At 63.0% G+C, this 11,939-nt stretch carries 11 protein-coding genes; 2 read left to right on the top strand and 9 right to left on the bottom strand.

The window, feature by feature from the left end:
- Positions 1-19: 19 nt before the first annotated feature.
- The 5 genes from miaA to FBX99_RS05310 are packed head-to-tail and all read right to left on the bottom strand — an operon-like array spanning position 20 to position 6,289.
- On the bottom strand, positions 20-991 hold the full coding sequence (gene miaA / locus FBX99_RS05290; protein ID WP_144928399.1) for a tRNA (adenosine(37)-N6)-dimethylallyltransferase MiaA: 972 nt from the start codon (positions 989-991) through the stop codon (positions 20-22).
- Entirely contained in the window at positions 991-2,904 is a 1,914-nt protein-coding gene (mutL, locus tag FBX99_RS05295; RefSeq protein ID WP_145130839.1) for a DNA mismatch repair endonuclease MutL, read from the bottom strand. The genes miaA and mutL overlap by 1 nt, the downstream gene beginning before the upstream one ends.
- Complete coding sequence (locus tag FBX99_RS05300; protein WP_144928395.1) at positions 2,901-4,331, bottom strand: N-acetylmuramoyl-L-alanine amidase; 1,431 nt, start codon at positions 4,329-4,331, stop codon at positions 2,901-2,903. The genes mutL and FBX99_RS05300 overlap by 4 nt, the downstream gene beginning before the upstream one ends.
- A 3-nt stretch (positions 4,332-4,334) precedes the next feature.
- Positions 4,335-4,802, bottom strand: a complete 468-nt coding sequence (tsaE, locus tag FBX99_RS05305; RefSeq protein WP_047700359.1) for a tRNA (adenosine(37)-N6)-threonylcarbamoyltransferase complex ATPase subunit type 1 TsaE — start codon at positions 4,800-4,802, stop codon at positions 4,335-4,337.
- Positions 4,790-6,289 (bottom strand): NAD(P)H-hydrate dehydratase, encoded by a 1,500-nt coding sequence (locus FBX99_RS05310; protein ID WP_145130841.1) that lies wholly within the window; start codon positions 6,287-6,289, stop codon positions 4,790-4,792. The genes tsaE and FBX99_RS05310 overlap by 13 nt, the downstream gene beginning before the upstream one ends.
- A gap of 63 nt (positions 6,290-6,352) precedes the next feature.
- On the opposite strand from FBX99_RS05310, the gene queG reads away from it, so the two are divergent.
- Positions 6,353-7,432, top strand: a complete 1,080-nt coding sequence (gene queG, locus FBX99_RS05315) for a tRNA epoxyqueuosine(34) reductase QueG (protein ID WP_144928391.1) — start codon at positions 6,353-6,355, stop codon at positions 7,430-7,432.
- Here queG and FBX99_RS05320 read toward each other — a convergent pair.
- Positions 7,414-8,028 carry a trimeric intracellular cation channel family protein gene (locus FBX99_RS05320; protein ID WP_178111847.1) on the bottom strand — a complete coding sequence of 205 codons (615 nt, stop codon included), beginning with the start codon at positions 8,026-8,028 and terminating at the stop codon, positions 7,414-7,416. The two genes, queG and FBX99_RS05320, sit on opposite strands and share 19 nt — an antisense overlap.
- Before the next feature lie 143 nt (positions 8,029-8,171).
- Complete coding sequence (orn, locus tag FBX99_RS05325) at positions 8,172-8,714, bottom strand: oligoribonuclease (RefSeq protein ID WP_047227302.1); 543 nt, start codon at positions 8,712-8,714, stop codon at positions 8,172-8,174.
- A gap of 107 nt (positions 8,715-8,821) precedes the next feature.
- Between orn and rsgA the strand changes: the two genes are divergently transcribed.
- The gene (gene rsgA, locus FBX99_RS05330; RefSeq protein ID WP_041020802.1) at positions 8,822-9,853 is read left to right on the top strand and encodes a small ribosomal subunit biogenesis GTPase RsgA; all 1,032 of its coding nucleotides are present in this window, start codon (positions 8,822-8,824) and stop codon (positions 9,851-9,853) included.
- A gap of 73 nt (positions 9,854-9,926) precedes the next feature.
- Here rsgA and motB read toward each other — a convergent pair whose 3' ends face one another.
- On the bottom strand, positions 9,927-10,967 hold the full coding sequence (gene motB / locus FBX99_RS05335) for a flagellar motor protein MotB (protein WP_144928387.1): 1,041 nt from the start codon (positions 10,965-10,967) through the stop codon (positions 9,927-9,929).
- Positions 10,968-10,970: 3 nt separating this feature from the next.
- Positions 10,971-11,822 (bottom strand): flagellar motor stator protein MotA, encoded by an 852-nt coding sequence (gene motA, locus FBX99_RS05340; protein ID WP_024780812.1) that lies wholly within the window; start codon positions 11,820-11,822, stop codon positions 10,971-10,973.
- Positions 11,823-11,939: the final 117 nt, after the last annotated feature.

Below are 11,939 nucleotides of genomic sequence, written 5' to 3' on the forward strand. Positions count from 1 at the left end.
AGACGGCAATTGCAAGGACTCAGCTCAATATGGAGACGGTCCCCAGGTATTTCAAGGCGCGTGGCAGATTGTCGCAATCAAGGCTGTCGAGCCAATGCAGGTCAGTCCAGCTGCGCAACCAGGTGAACTGGCGCTTCGCCAACTGGCGCGTGGCTATGATCCCACGCTCCTGCATCTCGGCTGACGTCAGCTTGCCGTCCAGGTAATCCCAGACTTGTCGATAACCCACCGCACGTATAGACGGCAACCCGGCATGCAGGTCACTTCGCTCACGCAGGGCTACGACCTCGTCTATGAATCCCTGTTCCAACATTAATGTGAATCTTTGTTCAATTCGACGATGCAGCACTTGCCGGTTCGCCGGGGCGATGGCCAGATTCGCGACAGTATAGGGTAATTGTTGCAGTCCCGAAGCGGCTGCTTCAGTACTTTGCGCAGATTGTCGCTGGCGCAGGGCCGTCATACTCTGGCCGCTGACCCGATAAACCTCCAGGGCGCGGCTCAGGCGCTGGGGATCGTTGGGGTGAATACGCGCCGCCGACTCCGGGTCGATGACCGCCAATTGCTCGTGCAGGGCCTGCCAGCCCAGGCGCGCGGCCTCCGCTTCTATTTGCGCGCGCACGTCGGGATCGGCCGCCGGCATGTCGGCCAACCCATCGATCAAGGCCTTGTAATACAGCATCGTCCCACCCACCAGCAGCGGGATCTTGCCCCGCGCGGTGATGTCGGCCATGGCCTGGAGGGCATCGCGGCGGAAATCCGCGGCCGAGTAGGCCTCGGCCGGGTCCAGGATGTCGATCAGCCGATGGGGGAATTCCGCCAGCAGCGCTTTTGAAGGTTTGGCCGTGCCGATGTCCATGCCCCGGTAGACCAGCGCCGAGTCGACGCTGATCAGCTCGCAGGGCAGGACTTTGGTCAGCTCGATGGCCAGGTCGGTCTTGCCGGCGGCGGTCGGGCCCATCAGGAAAATCGCAGGGGGCAGTTGGCTCATCAACGACCACGCAGGAACAGTTTGTCCAGATCATCCAGGCCCAGTTGGGTCCAGGTCGGCCGGCCGTGGTTGCATTGGCCACTGCGCTCGGTGTTTTCCATGTCCCGCAGCAAACCGTTCATTTCCGGCAGGGCCAGGCGCCGGTTGGCGCGTATCGCACCGTGGCAGGCCATGGTGCCGAGCAATTCGTTCAGATGCGCCTGGATGCGGTCGCTGGTGCCGTATTCCATCAGGTCCGCCAGCACATCGCTGACCAGTCGATTGGCCTCGGCCTGCTTGAGCAAGGCTGGGATCTGCCGGATCGCCAGGGTTTCCGGGCCCAGCCGTTGCAGTTCGAAGCCCAGGCGCTGGAACCAGCTCACGTGCTCTTCGGCGCAATCGGCTTCACGCTGGCTGACTGCCAGGGATTCAGGCACCAGCAACGGCTGGCCGCTCAGGCCTTCGCTGGCCATGGCGATCTTCAGCCGCTCGTACATGATCCGCTCGTGGGCCGCGTGCATGTCCACCAGGACCAGGCCCTGGGCGTTTTCCGAGAGGATATAGATGCCTTTGAGTTGCGCCAGAGCGTAACCCAACGGCGGAATGTCACCTTGGCCGTCGGGCAACGAGGGCGCTGCGCTTTCTGGCAAGGGTTTGAAGAATTCGCGATAGGCAGCCTGGGCCTCGGCTGCTGGCACGTTCGATTGCGGGCGCGGCGTGTATTGGTACTGATAGCCGCTGCCTGCACCGCTGCCCGGTGCGTTGTAGCTCGGCTGGGCCTGGGGCTGCTCCAACAACGTATTGGATGCCAGGCGCATCTCGCCTTGGGGCCCGAATTCGCCGGCTTCCAGCCCGGTCGGTCGGACCATGCCGGCCACCGCAGCCGGCGCCGCCAGCTGGTCTTCCGGACGCACATCGCCCAACGCGCGGTGCAAGGTGCCATAGAGGAAATCGTGCACCATGCGCCCGTCGCGGAAGCGCACTTCATGTTTGGTCGGGTGCACGTTGACGTCCACCACCGACGGGTCGACTTCGAAAAACAGCACGAAGGTCGGATGCCGGCCGTTGAACAGCACGTCGCGATAGGCCTGGCGCACCGCATGGGCCACCAGTTTGTCGCGCACCGCCCGACCATTCACGTAGAAGTACTGCAGGTCAGCCTGACTGCGGGAAAAGGTCGGCAACCCGACCCACCCCCACAGGTGCAGGCCGTTGCGCTCGACCTCGATGGGCAATGCCTGCTCCAGGAAGCCCGCACCACACACCGCGCCCACACGGCGGGCACGGGCCGCGTCGTCACGGGCCTCGTGCAGGCTGAGGATGGTCTTGCCGTTATGGCGCAAGTGGAACGCTACGTCAAAACGCGCCAGGGCCAGGCGCTTGATGACTTCCTGCAGATGATCGAATTCGGTCTTTTCGGCCTTGAGGAACTTGCGGCGGGCCGGGGTATTGAAGAACAGGTCGCGCACTTCCACCGAAGTGCCCACCGGATGGGCCGCAGGCTGGACGCGAGACGCCATGTCCCGACCTTCGGTCTCGACCTGCCAGGCCTGCTCGGCATCGCGGGTGCGCGAGGTCAACGTCAGACGCGACACCGAGCTGATGGAGGCCAGCGCTTCGCCACGAAACCCCAGGCTCATGACCCGCTCGAGGTCTTCCAGGTCGCGGATCTTGCTGGTGGCGTGACGCGCCAGGGCCAGCGGCAGGTCGTCGGCAGAAATACCGCCACCGTCATCGCGCACTCGCAACAACTTGACGCCACCCTGCTCGACATCCACGTCAATGCGCTTGGCCCCGGAATCGAGGCTGTTCTCCAGCAATTCCTTGATGACCGACGCCGGGCGCTCCACCACCTCACCGGCGGCGATCTGGTTCGCCAGCCGAGGGCTGAGCAGTTCGATGCGCGCGTTGCTGCCGATCACTTCATCGCTCATTGCTTGGACGCCACTTCGTTGCCGGGAATGGTCAGGGTCTGACCGATCTTCAGCTCATCACTCTTGAGGTTGTTGACGCTGCGCAAGGTCGCGGGCGACACCTGATAGCGCACGGCGATCATCGCCAGGGTTTCGCCGGCGCTGACCCGATGGTCCCGTGGCCCCTGGGCGATCTTGCCGGAATCGCGCAGCCAGGCAATGTAGGTGCCCGGCGGCGGGTTTTGCTGGAAGAACTGGCGCACGCCGCTGCTGATGGAACGGGCCAGCGCTTGCTGATGGCTGGACGACGACAGCTTGGAGGCTTCGTTGGAGTTGGAGATGAAGCCGGTCTCCACCAGGATCGATGGGATGTCCGGGGACTTTAGCACCATGAACCCGGCCTGCTCGACACGCTGTTTGTGCAGTGGCGTGACACGGCCAATGTTGCTCAGGACTTTCTGGCCGACGTTCAGGCTGGAGGTCAGCGAGGCGGTCATCGACAGATCGAGCAACACGCCAGCCAGCATCCGGTCCTTGTCGTCGAGGCTGACATTGCCGGCACCACCGATCAGGTCGGAACGGTTTTCGCTGTCGGCCAGCCAACGGGCGGTCTCGGAAGTAGCGCCACGGTCAGACAGGGCAAACACCGAGGCGCCGAAAGCCGCCGCCGAAGGGGCCGCATCGGCGTGGATGGAAACGAACAGGTCAGCGCCTTTCTTGCGGGCGATTTCGGTACGGCCACGCAACGGGATGAAGTAGTCGCCGGTACGGGTCAGTTCGGCACGGAAGCCTTTCATGCCATTGACCTGGCGTTGCAGCTCGCGGGCGATGGACAGCACCACGTCTTTTTCACGCTGGCCCCGCGAGCCTGACGCGCCCGGGTCTTCGCCGCCGTGACCGGCGTCGATCACCACGATGATGTCGCGCTTGCCGGCCGGGGCCGGTGGCAGCTTGATCGCAGGCTCGGTCGGCGTGACCGGCACCGCCGGCACCGTGGCGACATTGGTCGGCGCCGGTGGAGGCGGCGCGGCGTCGGCCGGGTTGTCGAACAGGTCCACCACCAGCCGGTTGCCGTACTGGGCGTTCGGGGCGAGGGTGAAGCTTTTCGGGGTCACGGCTTTTTTCAGGTCGATGACCACCCGCAAGTCGGTCGGCGTACGCTGGGCCGAACGCATCGCGGTAATCGGCGTGTTAGCGGTCGCCACGTTCAACGGCGCGCCAAGGGATGCGCCATTGATGTCGATCACCAGGCGATCCGGGGCGGTCAGAGTGAATACGCTGTGTTGCACAGGGCCGGTAAGGTCGAACACCAGCCGCGTGTTGTCCGGCGCCCGCCAGAGGCGAACGCTGTTGACCTTTGTCTCAGCCACAGCATCGACGGCCAGTGCCGTAAGCAACAGTCCTACGACAGCAACCACCGCGCGAAAGCGCATACCAAACCCCATCATCAATTAGTTTTCCAATGCCAAAGCGGCACACCACGACTCGCCACGCGAGCCTTGCGGCGTCAGTTTCAGCGAACGCCCGCCGTTCTGCGCGCCAATGGTAATGGTCAGGTCAGGCTTTGGCAAAAAGCCTGCACCCTTATCGGGCCATTCGATCAGACACAAGGCGTCATCCTCGAAATAATCGCGAATGCCGAGGAACTCCAGTTCCTCGGGGTCTACCAATCGATACAGGTCAAAATGAAACGCACGGATGTCGCCGATCTCGTAGGGTTCGACCAAGGTGAACGTGGGGCTTTTTACCGCGCCGACGTGCCCGAGGCCGCGAATGATGCCCCGGGACAAGGTGGTCTTGCCCGCGCCGAGATCGCCGACGAGGAAAACCAGACCGTGGCCCGCCGTGATACGCGCGATACGGGCACCGAATGCCGTCATGGCTTGTTCGTCAGCCATATACAGGGTTACTTCAGACAAGGTGATTGCTCCTCCAACAACTGACGAATGGCCGGAATCAGATCGGTCGCCGCCAGCCCCCGGCCCGACCGACCGGCTTGCGTGCCGGCATTGGCGTGCAGCCACACCGCCAGGCACGCGGCCTCGAAGCCCGCCAACCCTTGGGCGAGCAACGCACCGACCACTCCGGCCAGCACATCCCCCAGACCAGCGGTCGCCATGGCAGGATGACCCTGACTGCAAACGGCCAGGCGACCGTCCGGGCTGGCAATCAGACTGCCGGCGCCCTTGAGAATCACCGTAGCTGTGTATTTTTTGCTCAAAGCCTGTGCGGCAGCCGGGCGATCCGCCTGCACCTGGGCCGTGGAGATATCCAGGAGCCGCGCAGCTTCGCCCGGATGCGGGGTGATCACACAGCCCTCCGGCAGGCTGACCGCACCGACACTCAGCAGATTCAGTGCATCGGCGTCCCATACCTGGGGCAACGGCGCATTGGCCGCCGCCGACAACAGACTGCGGCCCCACGCAGCCTGGCCCAGTCCGGGCCCGACCACCAGCACACCGGCCTGCTTGAGCAACCCCATCAGTTGGTTCGCCGAATGAGTGCCTTGCACCATGACCTCCGGCAAACGGGTCAGCGCAGCGCCGACATGCTCGCTGCGGGTTGCCATGGAGACCATGCCCGCACCGCAACGCAGGGCGCTTTCGGCACTCATCTGGATAGCGCCGCCAAACCCACGGTCGCCACCGATCAACAGGACATGCCCGAACGAGCCTTTGTGGGAAGTAGGCGCGCGAGGCGTCAGACGCGGCAGATTATGGGGTGAGAGCAATCGGGCAGTGACCGGCGCCGCTTCAACGATGTCAGGATCGGCGTGGAGGTCGTTGAAGACCAACTCACCGACCCGGTCCGCGGCATCGCCGGTGAACAAGCCCAGCTTCAGGCCAATGAAGGTCACGGTCAGATCGGCGCTCACCGCAGTGCCCAGCACCCGTCCGGTATCGGCACACAGCCCCGAGGGGATATCCACCGCGGCGACCGGGAGGCCACTGACGTTGATCGTATCGATGGCCCGGACATAAGGCTCACGCACCTCGCCGCTCAAGCCGGTCCCGAGCAACGCATCCAGCAGCACGCCGCGCAATTCCGACTCATCCGACCAGGGTTCTACCGGTACACCAACCGCGACGGCCTCGGCATGGGCGTTGGCGGCGTCACCCAGCAGACGGCGGGGCTCGCCCACCGTCAGGACCCGCACTGACCAACCGGCACGCCGGGCCAGGGTAGCCACCAGGTAACCGTCGCCGGCGTTGTTGCCATGGCCGGCGAGCACGGTCAGTTCACTGGCATCAGGCCAGCGTCGGACGATGGCCCGCCAAGTGGCGCGAGCCGCTCGTTGCATCAATTCAAAGCCGGTGGTGCCTGCCGCAATCAGCTGTGCATCAAGGGCCCGGACCTGCGCGGCACTGTACAGTGCGTCGGGAAAATCATCTTTAGTGTGCGGCATGCGTCTTCAGGCTCCGATGTCTGGCAGAATTATACGCATCTCAGCTCCGGTTTCTCTCGCCTCATGCCTGCCATTCCCACCGATCTCCCCGCCCTCGCCCAATCCATCAAGGACTGGGGCCGCGAGCTGGGTTTCCAGCAAGTCGGCATCAGCGGACTGGACCTTGGCGAGCATGAGCAACACCTGCAGCGCTGGCTCGATGCGGGTTACCACGGTGAAATGGATTACATGGGCGCCCATGGCAGCAAGCGCTCGCATCCCGACGAACTGGTGCCTGGCACGCTGCGGGTGGTGTCGCTGCGCATGGACTACCTGCCAGGCGACACGCACATGGCGCAGATGCTCGGCCAACCGGAAAAAGCCTACGTCTCGCGTTATGCGTTGGGCCGCGATTACCACAAATTGATCCGTAAACGCGTGCAACAATTGGCAGAAAAAATCCAGGCGGTCATCGGCCCCTTCGGCTACCGCGCCTTCGTCGACAGCGCACCGGTCCTGGAAAAAGCCATCGCCGAACAGGCCGGCCTCGGCTGGATCGGCAAGAACACCCTGGTACTGAACCGCAAGGCCGGCAGTTATTTCTTCCTGAGCGAACTGTTTGTCGACCTGCCGCTGCCGGTGGATCCGCCCCACGCCAGCGAACACTGTGGGAAATGCACGGCATGCCTGGACATCTGTCCGACCAATGCCTTCATCGGCCCCTACGTACTGGACGCCCGCCGCTGCATTTCCTACCTGACCATCGAGCTGAAAAGCGCGATTCCTGAAGAGCTGCGCCCCTTGATCGGCAACCGGGTGTTCGGCTGCGACGACTGTCAGATCGTTTGCCCGTGGAACCGTTTCGCCCGGCCATCCGGAGAAAATGACTTCAAGCCACGCCACAACCTGGACAATGCCGGGCTGGCCGAGCTGTTCCTGTGGGACGAGGAAACCTTTCTCAAGAGCACCGAAGGCTCACCGCTGCGCCGTGCCGGCTATGAGCGCTGGCTGCGCAACCTGGCGGTAGGCCTGGGCAACGCACCGTCAACGATTCCAGTGCTTCAGGCACTGGAGGCACGCCGCGATCATTCCTCGGCGCTGGTGCGTGAGCATGTGGAATGGGCGCTACGCCAGCACGCGCAGCGTCAGACCTCGTCGTTGTAGACGAACTTCGGCATTTCCCAGTGAAAGCGGATCGCCAGGAGCCGCAGCAGGAAACCGCCGAACAAGGTGATGAGCACAGCCTGTTCACTGGGCAAAGCCAGGTAGACGCACAGTAGATAACACCATGCGGCGGCAAACGAGACACTGGCATACAGCTCGCGCCGGAAGATCAGCGGAATATCGTTACAGAAGATGTCGCGCAGAATACCGCCAAACACGCCGGTAATGACGCCACTGACCGACGCCACCAACATGCCATGCCCCATTTCCAGGGCCGTCATGCAGCCGATCAGCGTGAATGCCACCAGGCCCACGGCGTCGAGCACCAGGAACATCGAGCGCAGATGACGCATCCAGCGCGCCAGGAACACCGTCAACATTGCCGCCGCCGTGGTCAGCACCAGGTATTCCGGGTGCTTGACCCAGGTGAGCGGGTAATGCCCAAGCAACACGTCGCGCACCGAGCCGCCACCCAGCGCCGTGACGCAGGCGATCAGTACCACGCCGAACCAATCCATGCCCCGCCGCCCGGCGGACAGGGCGCCGGTCATGGCTTCGGCGGTGATGGCGATCAGATAGAGCATCAACAACATGATGGCGGTCCTTGCAGGAAGGCGCGCAGTCTAGCCATTTCGGGCAGGCACCAAAAGAGGGCAGTCATCGCCCCGGCAAGCGCAGAACTTGTGGCGAGGGGATTTATCCCCTCGCCACAAAATGCTCTTTTACCGGTGATGACTGTTTAAAACTTGATGAAATGCTTACGGTAATGCTGCAGCTCGGCAATGGACTCGCGAATGTCGTCCAGGGCCAGGTGGCTGCCACCCTTCTGGAAGCTGTCACGCACTTCAGGTGCCCAGCGGGCGGCCAGTTCCTTGAGGGTGGAGACGTCCAGGTTGCGGTAATGGAAATAGCTTTCCAGGGACTTCATATGGGTATAGAGGAAGCGCCGGTCCTGGCAGATGCTGTTGCCACAGATCGGTGACTTGCCCTTCGGCACCCACTGCTCCAGGAAGGCGATGGTCTGGGCCTCGGCCTCGGCCATGCTGATTTTGCTCTCGCGTACCCGCTGGGTCAGGCCCGAGCCGCCGTGCTGGCGGGTATTCCATTCGTCCATGCCGGCCAGGACCTCGTCGCTATGATGGATCGCGATCACCGGGCCCTCGGCCAGGGTGTTGAGATCACTGTCGGTGACGATGGTGGCCATTTCGATGATGACGTCGGTGTCGGGGTTCAGACCGGTCATTTCCAGGTCGATCCAGATCAGGTTCTGCGGGTTTTGCATAGGAAGGGCTCCTCGGAGTAGCTGCGCAGTTTAGCCTAGGCAAGCCTGCGGGCGTGCTAAACTCGCCGCCGTTTTACCTAATCGCTGCATTTTCATACGGAACACCCATGGCCAAACGCCAACTCAATCGTCGTCAGAACTGGCGCATCGAAAAGATCCAGGGCGAACGCGCAGCCCGCGCCGCCAAACGCGAGTCCAGTGCGGTGCAAGCCCTGGAAGGCGGCGACCTCGGCCCCGAACAGACCGGCCTGGTGATCGCCCACTTCGGCGTGCAGGTCGAGGTCGAGGCCCGTGAAGGCGAGTTGGCCGGCCAGGTATTCCGTTGCCACCTGCGGGCGAACCTGCCGGCGCTGGTCACCGGCGACCAGGTGGTCTGGCGTGCCGGCAACCAGGGTATTGGCGTGATCGTGGCACAATTGCCGCGCCACACTGAACTGTGTCGCCCGGACAGCCGAGGCCAGCTCAAGCCGGTGGCGGCCAACGTCGACATGATCGTCATCGTCTTCGCCCCGCTGCCGGAGCCCCATGCCAACCTGATCGACCGCTATCTGGTGGCGGCCGAACACGCCGGCATCCGTCCGTTGTTGCTGCTCAACAAGTTCGACCTGATCGACGAGCAGAATGCCCCGGCGTTGAACGCCTTGCTGGCGGTCTATCGGCAACTGGGTTACCCGGTGCTGGAAGTCTCGGCCCACCACGGCAATGGCATGGAACAATTGCAACGGCAGTTGGACGGGCGCATCAGCGTGTTCGTCGGCCAGTCCGGTGTCGGCAAGTCTTCGTTGGTCAACAGCTTGCTGCCGGAGGTCGAAACCCGGGTCGGGCCGCTGTCCGAACTGTCGGGCCAGGGCACCCACACCACCACTACCGCGCGGCTGTTCCACTTTCCCGGCGGCGGTGAGCTGATCGACTCGCCAGGCATCCGCGAGTTCGGCCTGGGCCATGTCAGCCGGGCCGATGTAGAGGCCGGGTTCATCGAGTTCAACGACCTGATCGGCACCTGCCGCTTCCGTGACTGCAAGCACGACCGCGAACCCGGCTGCGCCCTGCTCAAGGCACTGGAAGACGGTCGCGTGCAGCAGCAACGGATGAACAGCTATCGCTCGATCATCGCCAGCTTGCCGGAAAGCAGCTACTGACCCAAAGGGATGTAAGCCAGACACAATTGTGGCGAGGGGACTTGTCCCCTCGCCACAGGTATCGGCGGCTGGATTATTGTGCAGGCGTTCCCGGCGGTTTCGGCGCGGCATCGTCGAACAGATTCAGACGCTCGCGCAACTCATGGGCCGGCACCGGTTGCTGATCGGCCGGCAAGGCGTTCGGATCGGCCGCAGCCCCCGGCGTCGCCGCCGGTGCTTCGCCCGGGGCCCTCTCGCCCTGGGCCGGGTCGGGTGCCGGATCGTCGGTCTGCGAACCTTCGATGGCCTTCTGGGCCTTCTTGGTCAACACCACGATATCGATACGCCGGTTGACCGGATTGAACGGATCCTTGCGGTCGAACAACGCCGAAGAGGCATATCCGACCACCCGCGCCACCTGCTCATCCGGATAGCTGCCGGCCACCAGGGCACGACGTGCCGCGTTGGCGCGGTTGGCGGAGAGTTCCCAGTTGCCGAAGTCGCCCTTGCCGACGTACGGCTTGGCGTCGGTGTGGCCGCTGATGCTGATCTTGTTCGGCACCGCCTTGATGGTGTCGGCCATGGCCAGCAGGATGTCCTCGAAATAAGGCTTCAGGCGTGCGCTGCCGGAATCGAACATCGGCCGGTTCTCGGCATCCGTGATCTGGATGCGCAAGCCGTTCGGCGTGATCTCGAACAGGATCTGGTCCTTGAATTTCTGCAGTTGCGGGTTCTCGTCGACCTTGTTCTGCAACTCCTGCAACAACAATTCCAGACGTTCGCGCTCGACCTGCTCGGCCATACCCTCGACCTGCTCGGAATCCACCGTCACCTTGTCGGGCTGCGGCTGGGACTTGACCTCGGGGTTGAGCGTATTTTCCGGCGCGAGGGTCGGCGATCCGCCCAGGTCGATGATGTAGGGCGTGCCGCTTTCGGAGAAGCCGACCGGGTCCTTGAAGTAACCGGCGATGGCGATCTTCTGTTCCGGGGTCGCGGTGGACAGCAGCCATAGCACCAGGAAGAACGCCATCATCGCCGTCGCGAAGTCGGCGAAGGCGATTTTCCAGGCGCCCCCGTGGTGTCCAGCGGCTATGCGCTTGACACGCTTGATGATGATCGGCTGGTTGTTCTCCATGGCTTAGCGACCGCGAACCGCTTGTTCCAGCTCGGCAAAGCTTGGACGGTGCGCCGGGTACAGGACCTTGCGGCCGAATTCCACGGCCAGCGAAGGAGGCATGCCCGAGGCCGAGGCCACCAGGGAGGCCTTGATGGCCTCGTAGGTGTTGAGTTCTTCCTTGGCATCATGGGCCAGGGAATGGGCCAGGGGACCGAAGAAACCATAAGCGGCCAGGATACCGAAGAAGGTACCGACCAGCGCCGCACCCACGTGCAGGCCGATGGACTTCTGGTCGCCATCGCCCAGGGAAGCCATGGTCACCACGATACCCAGTACCGCCGCGACGATACCGAAGCCGGGCATGGCGTCAGCGATGCCGGTCACGGCGTGGGACGGATGCTCAAGGTCTTCCTTGAGGCTGTACAGCTCCATGTCGAACAGGCCTTCGAGCTCATGGGGGGCCATGTTGCCGGACGACATGATGCGCAGGTAATCACAGATGAACGCCGTCATGCGGGCGTCCTTGAGCACTGCCGGGTACTTGGCAAAGATCGGGCTGGCGGCGGCGTCTTCGATATCGCCCTCGATCGCCATCATGCCTTCGCGGCGGCTTTTGTTGAGGATCTCGTAGATCAGCCCCAGCACCTCGAGATAGAAGGTGTGGCTGAAGCGCGAACTGAACATGCCCAAGGATTTCTTGAGCACGTGCATCGTCATGTAGCCGGGGTTGGCCTGCAGGAATGCGCCAAGGGCCGCACCACCGATGATCATGACCTCGAAGGGTTGGATCAGGGCGGCAATCTTGCCATGGGAGAGCACGTATCCGCCGAGCACGCTCGCGAACACGACTATGATGCCGATAATTTTAGCCATAGATTGAAAGTACTTATTTAAGTCGGGTTCAAGGTCATATTCGGAAGCTGGAAAATCTCTTCTTCTACTTATCGGCAAAACTGCGCCAGACTATAGCCAGTTCTGGCGAAAAGCCAG

Origin of the sequence: Pseudomonas sp. SJZ074, assembly GCF_007828215.1 — a bacterium.
Taxonomy (GTDB): Bacteria; Pseudomonadota; Gammaproteobacteria; order Pseudomonadales; family Pseudomonadaceae; genus Aquipseudomonas.

What these genes read in the sequence shown, in the direction of transcription:
- rsgA (WP_041020802.1), top strand. Translation starts at nt 8,822, where the DNA reads ATGGCCAAACGCCAACTCAATCGTCGTCAGAACTGGCGCATCGAAAAG.
- motA (WP_024780812.1), bottom strand. Translation starts at nt 11,822, where the DNA reads ATGGCTAAAATTATCGGCATCATAGTCGTGTTCGCGAGCGTGCTCGGC.
- miaA (WP_144928399.1), bottom strand. Translation starts at nt 991, where the DNA reads ATGAGCCAACTGCCCCCTGCGATTTTCCTGATGGGCCCGACCGCCGCC.
- FBX99_RS05300 (WP_144928395.1), bottom strand. Translation starts at nt 4,331, where the DNA reads ATGATGGGGTTTGGTATGCGCTTTCGCGCGGTGGTTGCTGTCGTAGGA.
- motB (WP_144928387.1), bottom strand. Translation starts at nt 10,967, where the DNA reads ATGGAGAACAACCAGCCGATCATCATCAAGCGTGTCAAGCGCATAGCC.
- queG (WP_144928391.1), top strand. Translation starts at nt 6,353, where the DNA reads ATGCCTGCCATTCCCACCGATCTCCCCGCCCTCGCCCAATCCATCAAG.
- FBX99_RS05310 (WP_145130841.1), bottom strand. Translation starts at nt 6,289, where the DNA reads ATGCCGCACACTAAAGATGATTTTCCCGACGCACTGTACAGTGCCGCG.
- orn (WP_047227302.1), bottom strand. Translation starts at nt 8,714, where the DNA reads ATGCAAAACCCGCAGAACCTGATCTGGATCGACCTGGAAATGACCGGT.
- mutL (WP_145130839.1), bottom strand. Translation starts at nt 2,904, where the DNA reads ATGAGCGATGAAGTGATCGGCAGCAACGCGCGCATCGAACTGCTCAGC.